This is a genomic window from Frankia sp. CcCS3 (genome assembly GCF_977927575.1).
This window is the reverse complement of the sequence record NZ_CDWRCL010000084.1, coordinates 1-15,380: the sequence shown is the minus strand read 5'-3', so window position 1 is coordinate 15,380 and position 15,380 is coordinate 1. Positions and strand designations below refer to the sequence as shown.

Sequence of the window (15,380 nt, the reverse complement as noted above, 5' to 3'; positions counted from 1 at the left end):
CTCGACCACCGGCCGGTCGACGGCACCGGTCGACGGCACCGCACCCGCGGGCCCACCGCCCACCGCCCGGCGCCCCGCCGCCCGGCGCCGGCCCCTCGCGGTGGACGGTGAGGTCGACCAGCCGGGCGAGCTCCCGGCTCAGGTACTCGACGTGCACACCCGCCCCGCCGTAGACGTCCGGGGGGTACTCCCGGGTGAGCATGGCGACGCGCATGTGCGGTCTCTCCCAACGGTGCCGTGACGGGACGGGTGCGGGCGGATAGGGGGATGGCGGCCGGTTCAGTCGGCGATCGTGATGCCCTTGCCGACGACGGTGACGCCCTGCTCGCTCACGGTGTAGCCGCGGGCGCGATCCCGGTCCTTGTCCACCCCGACCTGGGCGCCCGCCGACACGTGCACGTTCTTGTCCAGGATGGCATCGCGGACGACGGCCCCCCGGCCGACGACCACGTTGTCCAGGAGCACCGTGTGGTCGACCTCGGCCCAGGAGTTCACCCGCGCTCCCGGGGACAGCACCGACGAGCGCACCGTGCCCCCGGAGATGATGACTCCGTTGCTGACGATGCTGTTCATGGCCGTGCCGGTGCGCTGCAGGCCATCGTGCACAAACTTCGCCGGTGGCAGCGAGGGGATGCTGGTGAGGATCGGCCACTCCCGGTTGTAGAGGTTGAACACCGGGTCGAGCGCGCACAGATCCATCTGCGCCTCGAAGTACGAGTCGACGGTGCCGACGTCGCGCCAGTAGCCGCGGTCACGCAGCGTCGTGCCCGGGACGACGTTGCCGGCGAAGTCGTACACCGCCGCCGCCCGCTGGGCCACGAGCATCGGGATGATGTTCCCGCCCATGTCGTGGACGCTGTCCTCGTCGGCGGCATCCTTGCGCAGGGCGTCGATCAGCACGTCCGTCGAGAAGACGTGGTTGCCCATCGAGGCGAACGTCTCCTCGGGGCTGCCCGGCAGACCCGGCGGATCGGCGGGCTTCTCCAGGAACGCCTCGATCGTGCGGCCGTCGGGCGCCGTCTGGATAACCCCGAACGCCCGGCCCTCGGATCTCGGTACCCGCAGCCCGGCGACGGTGACGCCGGCTCCGCTGTCGAGATGCTGGGCGACCATCTGCCGCGGGTCCATCCGGTACACGTGGTCCGCGCCGAAGACCACGACGATGTCCGGGGCGTCGTCGTAGACGAGGTTCAGCGACTGGTGGATGGCGTCGGCGCTGCCGGCGAACCATCGCGGCCCCAGCCGCTGCTGCGCCGGCACCGGCGTGACGTAGTTGCCGAGCAGGTTGCTCATCCGCCACGTCGTCGTGATGTGCCGGTCGAGGCTGTGGCTCTTGTACTGGGTCAGGACCGCGATGCGCAGGTAGCCCGCGTTCACCAGGTTGGACAGCACGAAGTCAATCAGGCGGTACAGCCCACCGAAGGGGACGGCGGGCTTCGCCCGGTCCGCGGTCAGCGGCGCCAGCCGCCGTCCGGCACCCCCGGCCAGCACCAGACCGAGGACCCGCAGGCTCGGCACAGACAGGCTCCCGTCTTCCGGCTCGATCTCCGAACGACCGGCGGGGCCGGACACCACGTCACGATGCGGAAAGCCCCGCCGAAATGGGCCGATGACGACGCCGATCGCCTGGTTCCGACCCTACAAGCCTGGCGGGCGGACACGGGCGGAGTGAGCGGTGGTTGCTGGGTAGCCAGCCGTATGTTGCGTGAACCCCACCGGTTGTTCATCCGGTGGGCCGAGGGCGGACGGCAGCCCGAGGGCGGGCGGCCCGGCAGCCGGCGGCCGTCAGACGTTGAAGCCGAGCGCGCGCAGCTGCTCGCGACCGTCGTCGGTGATCTTGTCCGGTCCCCACGGCGGCATCCAGACCCAGTTGATGGTCACATCCGCGGCCAGCCCGTCCGGGCCATCGACCAGGGCGGAGCGGGTCTGGTCCTCGATGACGTCGGTGAGCGGGCAGGCCGCCGAGGTCAGCGTCATGTCGAGGGTGACGGTGTTGTCGTCGGCGACGTGGATGCCGTAGACGAGGCCGAGGTCGACGACGTTGATGCCGAGCTCGGGGTCGACGACGTCGCGCATCGCCTCCTCGATGTCCTCGAAGCTGGCGAGCTCCGGCGGGGCGCCCGGTCCCGTCGGGTCCGGGTCCAGCAGCGGCTTCGGGACCCCGGCGGGCTGGTCCGCCGCCTCGGCGGTTTCTCCCGTCTCGGTCGAGCGCGTCTCGGTCACCGTCTCGCTCATGGCTTCTCCTGCTCGGGTACGTCGAGGGGGGCGACGCGGGGGAACGCGACAGAGGTGGATGCGGCGGCACCGGCACCGGCGACGCTCGGATCCATCGCCTTGGCGGTCGCGTCCTTCCAGGCCATCCAGGACAGCAGGGCACATTTCACCCGGGCGGGGTACTTGGAGACGCCGGCGAACGCCACGGCGTCCTCCAGCACGTCCTCGTCACCCTCGACGGTGCCCCGCGACTGCATCAGCGCCAGGAACTCGCGTTCGAGCTTCAGCGCCGCGTCGACCGGCTTGCCGATCACGAGATCACTCATGACGCTCGCCGACGCCTGACTAATCGAACAGCCCTCGCTCTCGTAGGAGACGTCCTCGACGACCCCGTCCGAGACCTTCACCCGCAGGGTCACCTCGTCGCCGCAGGTCGGGTTGACGTGGTGCACCTCGGCGTCGAAGGGATCCCGCAGCCCCCGGTGGAGCGGGTTGCGGTAGTGGTCCAGGATGATCTCCTGGTACATGGAGTCGAGTTTCACCTCAGAAAGAACCTCCGGACCCCGTGCAGTCCTTCCACCAGGGCGTCGACCTCACCGGTCGTCGTGTAAAGGTGGAACGACGCGCGGGTCGTCGCAGGTACCCCGAACCGCAGGCAGACCGGCCGGGCGCAGTGGTGCCCGACCCGCACGGCGATGCCGCGCTCGTCGAGGATCTGTCCGACGTCGTGGGGATGGATCGGCCGGCCGTCGTCCTCGTGCAGCACGAAGGAGATCGCCCCGCCGCGGGCGTCCGCCGTCGGCGGACCGATGATCCGCAACCCCGGCACCTCGGCGAAGGCGTCCAGCGCGTAGGCCGTCACCGCGTGCTCGTGCTCGGCGACGGCCGGCATGCCGAGCGCGGTCAGGTAGTCGACGGCCGCGCCGAGCCCGACCACCTGGGCGATCATCGGGGTGCCGGCCTCGAACCGGTGCGGCGGCGCCGCGTAGGTCGAGCCCTCCATGGTGACAAGCTCGATCATCTCGCCGCCGCCGAGGAAGGGCGGCATGACCTCGAGCAGCTCGTAGCGCCCCCAGAGCACCCCGACCCCGGTGGGCGCGCACATCTTGTGCCCGGTGAAGGCCAGGAAGTCCACCCCGAGATCGGTGACGTCGACCGGGTTGTGCGGCACCGACTGGGAGCCGTCCAGCACGGTCAGCGCGCCGACCTCGCGGGCCCGCGCCACCACCTGCGCGACCGGGTTGATCGTGCCGAGAATGTTCGACTGGTGGACGAAGGCGACGACCTTCGCCCGCTCGGTGATGATCGAATCGAGGTTGCTCAGGTCAAGCCGGCCGTCGTCGGTCAGCCCGATCCAGCGCAGCGTCGCCCCGGTGCGCCGGGCCAGCATCTGCCACGGCACGAGGTTGGAGTGATGCTCCATCTCGGTGACGACGATCTCATCACCCGGGCCGACCCGGAACCGCTCCGCCTCGGCGCCGGCGGCCCCGGCGTTGCTCATCGCGTAGGCGACGAGGTTCAGCGCCTCCGAGGAGTTCTTGGTGAACACCACCTCCCGGCGGTCGCCCGCCCCGATGAAGGCGGCGACCTTGTCCCGGGAGGCCTCGTACAGCCCGGTGGCCTCCTCGGCCAGCACGTGGAGGCCGCGGTGCACGTTGGCGTTGTGCAGCTCGTAGTAGGTCCGCTCGGCGTCGAGCACCGCCAGCGGCTTCTGCGAGGTGGCGGCGCTGTCGAGGTAGACCAGCGGCCGGTCGTCGTGCACCGTGCGGGCCAGGGCGGGGAAGTCCCGGCGGACCTGCTCGACGTCGAACCCGCCAACGAGCCGGGGTCCGGGCCCCAGGCGCACGGCCACGTCGGTCAGCGTCATGACACCGCTCCCGCGCCGGCCGGCGTGGCCGCGCCGCCACCCTTGGCGTAGCGGTCGTAGCCGGACTCCTCCAGCACGGCGGCCAGTTCCGGGCCGCCCTCGTCGACGATCCGCCCCGCCGCCATGACGTGGACGAACTCAGGACGGATGTAGCGCAGGATTCGGGTGTAGTGGGTGATGAGCAGGATGCCCGTCTCCCCCTGGGCCCGCACCGACTCGATGCCTCCGGAGACGATGCGCAGCGCGTCGACGTCGAGGCCGGAGTCGGTCTCGTCCAGCACGGCGATCCTCGGCTTGAGCAACGCCATCTGCAGGATCTCGTGACGCTTCTTCTCGCCGCCGGAGAAGCCCTCGTTGACGTTGCGCTCGGCGAACGCCGGGTCCATCTCGAGCGCAGCCATGGAGGTCTTGACCTCCTTGACCCAGGTCCGCAGCTTCGGCGCCTCGCCGCGCACGGCCGTGACCGAGGAGCGCAGGAAGTTCGACACCGAGACCCCGGGGATCTCCACCGGGTACTGCATCGCCAGGAAGATCCCGGCCCGGGCCCGGGCGTCGACGCTCATCGCGAGGACGTCCTCGCCGTCGAGCGTGATGCTGCCCTCGGTGACCGTGTACTTGGGATGGCCCGCGATCGCATAGGACAGCGTCGACTTGCCCGACCCGTTCGGCCCCATGATCGCGTGCGTCTCGCCCTTGCGGACGGTCAGGTCCACCCCGCGCAGGATCTCGCGCGTGCCCTCGCCGTCCGTCTCCACCGAGACATGCAGATTGCGGATCTCCAGTGTGGACACCGCTGCCGTCACCCTCGTTCCGGGTTCGAATGTGTAACGTTTGGATGGGTAACGTCGACGAGCACGCCGTCGCCGTCGACGGTCACTGCGTACGTGGGCACCGGCTCAATCGCCGGCAGGCTCAGCGGGACGCCGCTGGCCAGGTCGAACTGGGACCCGTGCAGCCAGCACTCGATCTTGCCGTCCTCGGCTTCGCCCTGGGAGAGCATCACGTCGGCGTGCGAGCACTCGTCGCGCACGGCGTAGACCGCCCCGCCCGACCGCACCACGCACACCGGCACACCCTCGATCTCGGTGCCGATCGCGCTGCCCTCGGCGAGGTCCGCGGCGGCACACACCCGGTGCCACCGCGGGGCGACCGAGGAGCCGCCCGCGGCAGAACCGCCGGTCGCGGTCGTCATCCGCCCACCTCCGCCGACAGCTCGCCGGCGACCTTGGTCATGATGCGCTCCCGCAGCTCCGGCACGTCGATCCGGTCGATGATCTCGGCGAAGAAGCCGTGCACCACGAGCCGGCGGGCCTCCTCGGGCGAGATCCCCCGCGACTGCAGGTAGAACAGCGCCTCGTCATCGAACCGGCCGGTGGCGCTGGCGTGACCGGCACCGGCGACCTCACCGGTGAGGATCTCCAGGTTCGGGACCGAGTCGGCCCGCGCGCCGTCGGTGAGCACGAGATTGCGGTTGAGCTCGTAGGTGTCCGTGCCCACGGCGTCGGCGCCGATGAGGACGTCGCCGATCCACACCGCGTGGGCGGCGTCCCCGCGCAGCGCGCCCTTGTAGGTGACCCGGCTGCGGCAGGAACGCGGCTCGTGCGTGACGAGCAGCCGGTGCTCCTGGTGCTGGCCGGCGTCGGTGAAGAACACGCCGTAGAGCTCGGCGTCGCCGCCGGGCCCGCGGTAGTCCACGGTCGGGTTGAGGCGCACCAGGTCACCGCCGAGGGTGATGGTGAACGAGCGCAGCCGGGCGTCGCGCCCCAGCGAGTAGGCGTGCGCGCCGAGGTGCACGGCGTCGTCGTCCCAGTCCTGCAGGGTGATGAAGGTGAGCGAGGCGCCGTGCCCCACGTACACCTCGACGTTGCCGGCGTAGGTGGCGCTGCCGGTATGGTCGAGCACCACGGTGGCCGACGCGAACGGGCCCACCTCGACGAGGACGTGACCGTAGGCCACCCCGCCCGGGGAGCCGCGCCGCCCGCCGTCGCCGCTCGTCGCGACGAACCCGGCCGGGGACCTGGGGCTCTCACCGTGCAGATGCACGACCACCGGCTCGGTGAGCGCGGCCTCGGCCGGGACGGTGACGGCGAGCGCGCCCGCCGACCGGGTCAGGGCGAAGGCAGCCACCCGGTCGGCCGGGGTCAGCACCCGGCCGATCCGGGCGTCGCCGACGGCGAGCTGCTCCACCTCGACCCCCGCGGGCGCCGTGACCGACACGGAGACCTTGCCGTCGGCCTCGGGGCCGGTCGGCAGTCCGCGCAGCCGGCGCAGCGGGGTGAACCGCCACGCCTCCTCGCGTCCGGTGGGCACGGCGTGGTCGAGCGGGTTACGGGACCGTACGGGACGGGGTACGGCACCGGAGGCGGCCGGGGGCCGACCGGTGGCGTCGATGACGACCATCAGCCGACCGCACCTTCCATCTGCAGCTCGATGAGGCGGTTGAGCTCGAGGGCGTACTCCATGGGCAACTCCCGGGCGATCGGCTCGACGAAGCCGCGCACGACCATCGCCATCGCCTCTTCCTCGGACAGGCCCCGGCTCATCAGGTAGAACAGCTGGTCCTCGCCGACCTTGGAGACGCTCGCCTCGTGCCCGATGGAGGCGTCGTCCTCGCGCACGTCGACGTAGGGGTAGGTGTCCGAGCGGCTCACCGTGTCGACGAGCAACGCGTCGCACTTGACCGTCGACCGGGAGGCCGACGAGCCCTCGTTGATCTGGACGAGCCCGCGGTAGGACGTCCGCCCGCCGCCGCGGACCACCGACTTGGAGACGATCGTCGAGGAGGTCCGGGGCGCGGCGTGCACCATCTTCGCGCCCGCGTCCTGGTGCTGACCGGCACCGGCGAAGGCGATGGAGAGCACCTCGCCCTTGGCGTGCTCGCCGAGCAGCCACACGGCCGGGTACTTCATCGTCACCTTGGAACCGATGTTGCCATCGATCCACTCCATGGTGCCGCCCTCGTGGCAGGCGGCGCGCTTGGTGACCAGGTTGTAGACGTTGTTCGACCAGTTCTGGATGGTCGTGTACCGGCAGCGCGCGTTCTTCTTCACGACGATCTCGACGACCGCCGAGTGCAACGAGTCCGACGAGTAGACCGGCGCCGTGCAGCCCTCGACGTAGTGCACGTAGGCGCCCTCGTCGACGATGATCAGCGTCCGCTCGAACTGGCCCATGTTCTCGGTGTTGATCCGGAAGTAGGCCTGCAGCGGGATCTCGACCTGCACGCCCGGCGGCACGTAGATGAAGGATCCGCCCGACCACACCGCCGTGTTCAGCGCGGCGAACTTGTTGTCCCCGACCGGGATCACCGAGCCGAAGTACTCCTGGAACAGCTCCGGGTGCTCACGCAGCCCGGAGTCGGTGTCCAGGAAGATGACACCCTGCTCCTCGAGGTCCTCCCGGATCTTGTGGTAGACGACCTCGGACTCGTACTGTGCGGCGACCCCGGCGATGAGGCGCTGCTTCTCCGCCTCGGGGATGCCGAGGCGGTCGTAGGTCGCCCGGATGTCCTCGGGCAGGTCCTCCCACTCCTCGGCCTGCTTCTCGGTGGAGCGGACGAAGTACTTGATGTTGTTGAAGTCGATGCCCGACAGGTCGGCACCCCAGGTCGGCATGGGCTTGCGCTCGAACAGCCGCAGCCCCTTGAGGCGCAGGTCGGTCATCCACGACGGCTCGGACTTCTTGGCCGAGATGCCGCGGACAACCGCCTCGGACAGGCCGCGCTCCACGTCGGCGGCGTAGGCGTCGGTGTCAGCCCATCCGAACCGATAGGAACCAAGGCCTTCCAGGGCGGTCTCGGCAGAGGTGGTCATAGGGCGGAACCCTCCGAAGACGAGAATGGTGGACAGGCCAGGGACGCGGGCCGGGCCGGGCCGAATCCGGCCACGGCGGAATCGGGCAGCACCCGAGCGGAGCCGTCCTTCCCGGGCCCGTTCTGGTCGGGCCCGGTCTGGTCGGGCCCGTTCTGGTCGGACCGAGCACGCGAAGCCGTGCCGGGCGCCGTGCCCGCGGCGGGGTGGCTCACGGCGGGGTGGTTCGCGGGGATCTGACCCGCGGGGATGTGAGTCGTGCAGACGCCGTCGCCGTGCGCGATCGTCGCCAGGCGCTGCACGTGGGTGTCGAGCACGCGGGCCAGCACCGCGGTCTCGGCGTCGCACAACGCCGGGAAACGCTCCGCGACGAACTGGACCGGGCAGTGGTGCTGGCAGATCTGCAGACCGGTGGGCAGCGCGGAGACGCTCGCGGTGTACCCGGCGGCGGTCATCGCCTCGGCGAGCACCGCCGGACGATCCGCCGGCTCCGCCGCCACGACCGCCTCGCGCACCCGCCGCTCCAGGTCGACGGCGCGGGTGTCGGCGAACTGAGTGACCGCGCTCGCGCCACCCACCTCGGCCAGGAAGCGCAGCGCACCGGCCGCGAGATCGGAGTAGGCGCTGGGACCGGCATGATGGCCGGCCTCGGTGAGCGCGTAACGCCGGGCCGGGCGTCCCCGGCCACGCGGCCCCCGGGACCGGCTCTCCGTGGGCGTGATGATGCCATCCGCGACCATGGCATCGAGATGCCTGCGGATAGCCGCCGGGGAGACCCCGAGCTGACGGGACAGCTCGGCCGCCGTGGCCGAGCCGCCTTCCAGGAGCAGACGCACGACCCGGTCGCGGGTACGGCCGTCCGCCGTCCCACTCGCCCCGTCGTGGTCGTATTTCACAACACCAGTGTGCCCTATTTCCCGGACGCGGTCGAACCGGGGTCGCCGGAACGACAGCCCAACGGGGCAATCTTCGTCACAGCAATGACGCAGATCACACTCGCCGGACGTGATCACACAACGGATACCCACGGGCCGTACCCGACCGACGACCACGGGCGGCGGAATGCTGGACTTACGCCCACTGCCGTACCTGCGCGCCCACCCGGGCGCGTACCCCGGGTCGGCACATCGGATGGGCACACCAGCGGGCCGGCGGTCGCGGCACGCGGCCGCGCCCGGCCACCACCGACCCGGAGACGATCTCAGGCGGGAGGCGACGGGCGGATGCGGTCACAACTGTGGCGCGGCGGAGTCCGGCGGGCGCTGCTCTCCCTCGGGCTGACTCTCCTGCTCGCGGCCTCGGCGGCCTGTAGCGGCGACGGGGAGAAGAGCAACGGGCTGGAGAAGCTGCCGGCCGGCGAGGTCGGCACGCGCACCCTGCAGGCGTTGCGCGCCGCGACCGGCGTCCACGTCGTCGGCACCGAGGCCGACCCGCGCTCGGACGCCCCCGCCCGTTACGACCTGGTGATGTCCGGCACGGTCACCCGTGGCACCATCGACGAGTACGGTCAGCGGACCCAGATCATCAAGATCAAAGACGACACCTACGTCCACCGCGGCCGCGCCTACTACGAGGGGACCGGTGACGCCGCGGCCGGAAGCCTCCTCGCCGACCGCTGGGTCCGCCTGGCCCCCGCCGACGCCGCGAAGTACAGCTACTTCACCCTCGACCGGCTCGCCGCGTCACTGACCAGCTACGTCGTCGGGCTGTCCGGCCCGGTGCGAACCGAGAAGCTGGCCGGCACCCAGGCCGTCCGGGCCGCGAGCCCCGACGGAACGGCCTTCTGGGCGGCCAACACCGGACCCGGGTACCCGTTGAAGGTGGTCGTCGCCGGTCGCTCCACCAACGAGATCACCTTCGACGATTACGGGACGCCCGCAGCCGGCACCCCGCCCGGCGACGTCGTCGACCTGTCCAACCTCGGCTGAGCCGCCGTTCCCGGCACGCCGGGCCCGCCTCACCTCTCCCCTATCTATACCTTTCTATCTATCCTTCCTTCCCCGCCTCCTTCTCCTCACCGTGCACCGCTCCCCTACCATGCGTCCCTTGCCATGCGTCAGCGGCCCGTGGGCGGGAGGAACGAGATGAGCGTGCCGGCACGCGGATCCCTGGTGGCGGCAGTCGACCAGGGGACCACCGGGACCACGGTCTGCCTGCTCAACCGGGACGGGGTGGTCGTCGGCCGCGGCTACACCGGGATCCGGCCCCGGTTCCCCCGGCCGGGCTGGGTCGAGCAGGATCCGGACGAGCTCTGGCGCAGCGTCGTCGACACCGTCGCCGCGGCGCTGGCCGGCTGCGGTCGCCGGGCCGGGGAGCTCGCCGCCCTCGGCATCACCAACCAGCGCGAGACCACCGTGCTGTGGGACCGGCGGACCTCCGCCCCGGTCCACCCGGCCATCGGGTGGCAGGACCGGCGGACGGCCGCGGTCTGCGAACGCCTCACCGCCGAGGGGCACGCAGGTGCGGTGGGGGAACGCACCGGGCTGGTGCTCGACCCCTACTTCTCCGGCACCAAGATCGGCTGGATCCTGGACGACGACCCCGGGCTGCGCCGGCGCGCCGGCCGGGGGGAGATCGCCTTCGGCACCGTCGATTCCTGGCTGGTCTGGAAGCTGACCGCCGGGGCCGCGCACGTCACCGACGTCACGAACGCCTCCCGCGCCCTGCTGCTCGACCTCGCCGCCGCGAGCTGGTCCCCGGAGATGCTCGATCTGCTGGGCGTTCCCGCCGAGATGCTGCCCGCTGTCGCGCCGAGCTCGCGGGTCTACGCCGAGACCGATCCGGACGCCTTCCTCGGCGTGCGGATCCCGGTGGCGGCCGTGATCGGCGACCAGCAGGCCGCTCTGTTCGCCCAGGGCTGCTTCGAACCCGGCCAGGCCAAGAACACCTACGGCACCGGTTCCTTCGTGCTGGTGAACACCGGCTCGGCCCTGCCGGCGCCGCAGTCGACGCTGCTGCGGACCGCGGCGTTCCAGCTCGACGGCGAACCGGTGCGGTACGCGCTGGAGGGGACGGTCCTGTCCACCGGTGCCGCCGTCGACTGGCTGCGGGACTCCCTGGGGATCATCCGGGATGCCGCCGAGACCGCCGACCTGGCCGCCTCCCTGACCGGCAACGACGGCGTCTACTTCGTCCCGGCGCTCGCCGGCCTCGGCGCCCCTCACTGGGATCCCCGCGCCCGCGGCGCACTGCTCGGGATCACCCGGGGGACCACCCGGGCGCACGTCGTCCGCGCGGTGCTCGAGGGCATCGCCTACCGCACCCGAGACGTCGTCGAGGCGATGGGTGCCGCGGGCTTCCCGGTGCGCGAGCTGCGGGCCGACGGCGGGGCCGCCCGCAACCACTGGCTCATGCAGTTCCAGGCCGACCTGCTCGGCGTCGAGCTCGACGTCCCGGACAACATCGAGACGACCGCGCTCGGTTCGGCCTACCTCGCGGGGCTCGCGACCGGGTTCTTCGCCGACCGCGAGGAGCTCGCCGGGCATCGGCGCAGCGCCGAGCGGTACCGGCCGAGGCTGTCCCGGGCCGAGCGGGACCGGTCCTACCGGCGATGGCTGCGCGCCGTGGACCGGGCCCGGGACTGGGCCAAGGACGCCGACGACGCCGACTGGGACTGACCGGGCCGACGGGACTGACCGGCCGACCGGGCTGACGGGGCTGGCGCGGCCGGAAAAACACTGTCGCGATTCCCGGATTGCGCCCCGCGACCGCGGGACCACGCCAGGGCCACGTTCCCTCGCGGCTTCTTGGTCGAACCGGCTGCCAGACGGACCGAGGCCTGACAATCTGTCACAGGGGGCGGTTGGCGTCTCCTGTCGACCTTGACCCGGACGGAGACCGTGACCGAGGCGGACTACGCCCTGGAGCTCGGCCGCCGGCTTCGCGCGGCGCGCAACCGGCGTGGCTTGTCGCTGCTGGACGTCCAGGAGCGCACGCATGGCCGGTGGACTGCCGGGACCCTGGGCGCCTACGAGCGAGGCTCTCGGACCCTGCGCGTGCATCGACTGGTCGAGCTCGCCGAGCTGTACGACGTTCCCGCGACGCTGCTGGTACCGCCGGCCGCCGATCGCCGCGAGACCGACCATCTGCCGCCGCTGGTCATCGACCTGCGCCGGCTGCGCAAGCTGCCCCCGACCCGCACCGGACCGCTGCGGCGCTGGATCGCCATCGTGCAGGTCCTGCGGTCGGACAGTTCACGCGACGTCCTGCGGCTGCGTCGCTCCGACCTGCAGTCGTTGTCCCGGCTCTACAGCACCACGCCGGCGATGCTGTACGAGCGGCTGGGCGCCTGGGGGGCGTTGGTGGAGCCGGGCGAGCCGGTGGCGGGCGGCGGGCGCCGCCGGGCACTGCCCGTCCGCCCGCCGCAGCAACGGGGCTAGCAACGGGGCTGGGTCGCGGCCGCCCGGTGGTGCCCGTTCCACCCGGCCGAAGCCTCGTGCCGGGGGCGGACCGGCCCTCCGCCCGACCCGCGATGTCCGTAGGATCGCAAGGTGGCCGAGATCCTGGCAGTCAGTGTCACGGACCTCGTGAAGACGTATTCCTCGCGGTCCGCTTCCCCGCGTTCCGGTCGTCGTCCTCACGAGTCCGGGCGGCGGACCCACACCGGTCGGGCCGGGCGCGGTCCCGCGGCGTTCTCCACGTCCCCTACGCCCCCCGTGCGCCAGGCGCCCCCAGCGCCGGCGGTGCCGCCGGCGCCTTCCGGCGACGCCGCTCGACCGCCGACGACGCCCGATGGTCGGATACGCGCCGTGGACGGCCTGTCGCTGACCGTCCCGACCGGCACAGTCACGGCGCTGCTCGGGCCGAACGGCGCCGGCAAGACGACCACCGTGGAGATCTGCGAGGGATTCCGCCGCGCCGACGCGGGCGAGGTGCGGGTCCTCGGGCTCGACCCCTGGGCGGACGCCGTTGCCCTGCGCCCCCGGGTCGGGGTGATGCTGCAGTCCGGGGGGATGTATCCCGGCGCCCGCGCCGGCGAGATGCTGCGCCTCGTCGCCTCGCACTACCGCCACCCGCTGGATCCCGCGGCGCTGTTGGACCGGCTCGAGCTGACCGGGTCCGCCGGTACCCCGTTCCGCCGGCTCTCCGGCGGCCAGCAGCAACGGCTGTCGCTGGCGATGGCCGTGGTCGGCCGCCCGGAGCTGGTCTTCCTCGACGAGCCGACGGCCGGGTTGGACGTCCAGGGCCGGCGGGACACCTGGGAGCTCGTCGAGGAGCTGCGCACGGCCGGGGTCACCGTCGTGCTGACCACCCACGCCATGGACGAGGCCGAACGGCTCGCCGGTCAGGTGATCATCGTCGACCACGGCAGGGTGGTGGCGGTCGGCTCCCCCGCGGAGCTCACCCGGGGCGGCGCCGAGGGGCAGCTGCGCTTCCGGGCCCCCGCCGGGCTGGATCTCGGCCGGCTGCTGCTCGCGCTGCCCGACGGCACCACCGCGCAGGAGGGCCCGGCTGGGCACTACCTGTTGCAGGGCACGGTCGACCCGCAACTGCTCGCTGCGGTGACCGCCTGGTGCGCGGGTAACGGCATCCTGGCAGAGGATCTCCGGGTCGAACAACGCACGCTGGAGGACGTCTTCGTGGAACTGACCGGATCGGAGCTGCGCTCATGACCGGCGTCCCGCTGCTCGATCTGCGCCCGGCTCCGGCGCCCGCGTCGCGGGCCCGGATGCTGGCGGCACAGACCAGACTCGAGCTGGTACTCACCCTACGGCGCGGCGAGTCCGTCCTGCTCACCCTGATCATCCCGGTCGGTCTGCTGGCCTTCTTCATCGCCGTCGACGTGCTGCCGAGCTCCACCGAGCGGCCGGTGGACTTCCTCGTCCCCGGGGTGCTCGCGCTGGCCGTGATGTCGACCGCCTTCACCGGGCAGGCGATCGCGACGGGCTTCGAACGCTCCTACGGCGTACTCAAACGCCTCGGGGCGACCCCGCTGCCCCGCGCGGTCCTACTCGCCGGCAAGACATTGGCGGTGCTCGCCGTCGAGGTCATCCAGCTGGTGCTCCTGGTGGTGGTCGGGTTCGCGCTGGGCTGGGACCCGACCGGCGGGCCGGTCGGGGTTCCGGCGGTGCTGGCGCTGCTCGTCCTGGGCACGGCCGCGTTCTCGGGGCTCGGCCTGCTGATGGCCGGAGCCCTGCGGGCCGAGGCGACGCTCGCCGCCGCCAACGGCGTCTACCTGGTGCTGCTGCTGATCGGCGGGGTGGTGTTCCCGCTGTCGAAGCTTCCCGGCTGGCTGCGGGCGGTCGCCGAGGTGCTGCCGACCGCGGCGCTGTCGGACGGGCTGCGGGCCGTCCTCGCCGAGGGCGACGGTCCGGGGGCGCGTACCCTGATCGTGCTCGCGGCCTGGGCGGTGGCGAGTCTGGCGCTCGCCGCCCGCACCTTCCGCTGGGAGTAGAGCCGACACCGGGACCGTCCGGTCACCGGGCACCATCCGGCCGGCAGGCAGGCACCATCTGGCCGGCAGGCACCATCCGACCAGCGGAGAAGGATCCGAGCGGCCCGCGCCGGACAGGGCGTTACCATGGCAGTCGTGCCAGCTTCTACAGAGCGTCGGAGTTTGCCGCTGATCAGCCTTCGCGCCTTCCGGCTCCTCACCACGCTCAACGTGGTCCTGCTGTCACTGATCGTGGTGAGTGGCGGCGTGGTCCGCCTGACCGGCTCCGGTCTCGGCTGCCCGACCTGGCCGCAGTGCGGGGACGGCTCGTTCGTGCCGCACTCAGAATACGCCCTGCACGGAGCGATCGAGTTCGGCAACCGGGTCGTCGGCCTGGTGGTCGGCCTCGTGGCGCTGATCACCCCGCTGGTCGCGCTCCGCCTGCGCGGCGGACGGCGGCGCGATCTTCGGCTGCTGTCCTTCGGCCTCTGGGTGGGTTTCCTCGGACAGGCCGTGCTCGGCGGGATCACCGTCCTGACGAAGCTGCACCCGGCGACCGTCGCCGCCCATTTCCTGCTCTCCATGGTCCTGCTGTGGAACGCGGTCCTGCTGGACCACCGGGCCCGCCAGGACGCGGGTGCGGCGACCACCCCGGGGGTCGGTCCCGCGCTGCGATGGCTGGCGCGCCTGCTGGTGGTCGTCTCGGCGGGGGTGCTCGTCCTCGGCACGGTCGTGACCGGCGCCGGGCCGCACAGCGGTGACAGCGATCATCCGGCCCGCTTCGGGTTCGACCTCGTCAACGTCTCCCAGCTGCACGCCGACGGCGCGATGCTGCTGGTCGGGCTCGTCGCGGCCATGGCGTTCGCGGTGCGGGTCGCCGAGGCTCCCGACGAGGCCAGGAGGACCTCCCTCGCCCTGGTCGGAACCGTCCTCGCGCAGGCCGCGATCGGATTCACCCAGTACTTCCTCGGCGTTCCCGCCCTCCTCGTCGCCCTGCACATGACCGGGGCGACCGTGATGTGGGTCGCCGCGCTGCGGCTCTGGCTCGCCCTGAGCTCCCGGCACCCCCGGCCGGCACCGGGCGCGGCGCCCACGCTCGCGGCGGCCGGCGCCGAGG

15 protein-coding genes and 1 pseudogene are annotated in these 15,380 nt (G+C 72.0%); 6 read left to right on the top strand and 10 right to left on the bottom strand.

All coding sequences use genetic code 11. The features are described from left to right. From AC08OQ_RS09790 to AC08OQ_RS09745, 10 genes and pseudogenes are all read right to left on the bottom strand, one after another. Positions 1-214 (bottom strand): annotated as a pseudogene (locus AC08OQ_RS09790) (glycogen synthase); the annotation flags it as partial. A gap of 65 nt (positions 215-279) precedes the next feature. After that, a complete protein-coding gene (glgC, locus tag AC08OQ_RS09785; RefSeq protein WP_476604513.1) occupies positions 280-1,518 on the bottom strand; it encodes a glucose-1-phosphate adenylyltransferase in 1,239 nt (412 codons plus the stop codon). A gap of 267 nt (positions 1,519-1,785) precedes the next feature. Continuing rightward, complete coding sequence (locus AC08OQ_RS09780) at positions 1,786-2,235, bottom strand: metal-sulfur cluster assembly factor (protein ID WP_462186245.1); 450 nt, start codon at positions 2,233-2,235, stop codon at positions 1,786-1,788. Then, positions 2,232-2,756: a Fe-S cluster assembly sulfur transfer protein SufU gene (sufU, locus tag AC08OQ_RS09775; RefSeq protein WP_462186244.1), complete on the bottom strand. Its 525-nt coding sequence runs from the start codon at positions 2,754-2,756 to the stop codon at positions 2,232-2,234. The genes AC08OQ_RS09780 and sufU overlap by 4 nt, the downstream gene beginning before the upstream one ends. Further along, positions 2,753-4,081 (bottom strand): cysteine desulfurase, encoded by a 1,329-nt coding sequence (locus AC08OQ_RS09770; RefSeq protein WP_476600940.1) that lies wholly within the window; start codon positions 4,079-4,081, stop codon positions 2,753-2,755. The genes sufU and AC08OQ_RS09770 overlap by 4 nt, the downstream gene beginning before the upstream one ends. Beyond that, the gene (sufC, locus tag AC08OQ_RS09765; protein ID WP_476600938.1) at positions 4,078-4,872 is read right to left on the bottom strand and encodes a Fe-S cluster assembly ATPase SufC; all 795 of its coding nucleotides are present in this window, start codon (positions 4,870-4,872) and stop codon (positions 4,078-4,080) included. The genes AC08OQ_RS09770 and sufC overlap by 4 nt, the downstream gene beginning before the upstream one ends. An 8-nt stretch (positions 4,873-4,880) precedes the next feature. Beyond that, entirely contained in the window at positions 4,881-5,273 is a 393-nt protein-coding gene (locus tag AC08OQ_RS09760) for a non-heme iron oxygenase ferredoxin subunit (RefSeq protein WP_476600936.1), read from the bottom strand. After that, on the bottom strand, positions 5,270-6,481 hold the full coding sequence (sufD, locus tag AC08OQ_RS09755; protein WP_476600934.1) for a Fe-S cluster assembly protein SufD: 1,212 nt from the start codon (positions 6,479-6,481) through the stop codon (positions 5,270-5,272). Before sufD ends, AC08OQ_RS09760 begins: the two co-directional genes overlap by 4 nt. Continuing rightward, positions 6,481-7,893: a Fe-S cluster assembly protein SufB gene (gene sufB, locus AC08OQ_RS09750; protein WP_476600932.1), complete on the bottom strand. Its 1,413-nt coding sequence runs from the start codon at positions 7,891-7,893 to the stop codon at positions 6,481-6,483. Before sufB ends, sufD begins: the two co-directional genes overlap by 1 nt. Beyond that, positions 7,890-8,786 carry a helix-turn-helix transcriptional regulator gene (locus AC08OQ_RS09745; protein ID WP_476600930.1) on the bottom strand — a complete coding sequence of 299 codons (897 nt, stop codon included), beginning with the start codon at positions 8,784-8,786 and terminating at the stop codon, positions 7,890-7,892. The genes sufB and AC08OQ_RS09745 overlap by 4 nt, the downstream gene beginning before the upstream one ends. 327 nt (positions 8,787-9,113) lie before the next feature. On the opposite strand from AC08OQ_RS09745, the gene AC08OQ_RS09740 reads away from it, so the two are divergent. The 6 genes from AC08OQ_RS09740 to AC08OQ_RS09715 form a co-directional block, all read left to right on the top strand. Further along, on the top strand, positions 9,114-9,818 hold the full coding sequence (locus AC08OQ_RS09740; protein ID WP_476600929.1) for a hypothetical protein: 705 nt from the start codon (positions 9,114-9,116) through the stop codon (positions 9,816-9,818). A 156-nt stretch (positions 9,819-9,974) separates the two neighbouring features. Next, positions 9,975-11,507 carry a glycerol kinase GlpK gene (gene glpK / locus AC08OQ_RS09735; RefSeq protein WP_476600927.1) on the top strand — a complete coding sequence of 511 codons (1,533 nt, stop codon included), beginning with the start codon at positions 9,975-9,977 and terminating at the stop codon, positions 11,505-11,507. 222 nt (positions 11,508-11,729) lie between these two features. Further along, entirely contained in the window at positions 11,730-12,269 is a 540-nt protein-coding gene (locus AC08OQ_RS09730; protein WP_476600925.1) for a helix-turn-helix domain-containing protein, read from the top strand. A gap of 111 nt (positions 12,270-12,380) precedes the next feature. Beyond that, positions 12,381-13,502: an ABC transporter ATP-binding protein gene (locus AC08OQ_RS09725; protein WP_476600923.1), complete on the top strand. Its 1,122-nt coding sequence runs from the start codon at positions 12,381-12,383 to the stop codon at positions 13,500-13,502. After that, positions 13,499-14,284, top strand: a complete 786-nt coding sequence (locus AC08OQ_RS09720; RefSeq protein ID WP_476604515.1) for an ABC transporter permease — start codon at positions 13,499-13,501, stop codon at positions 14,282-14,284. Before AC08OQ_RS09725 ends, AC08OQ_RS09720 begins: the two co-directional genes overlap by 4 nt. Positions 14,285-14,410: 126 nt before the next feature. Then, positions 14,411-15,380, top strand: a 970-nt coding sequence (locus AC08OQ_RS09715) for a COX15/CtaA family protein (RefSeq protein WP_476611999.1), incomplete at its 3' end; no start/stop codon positions are given.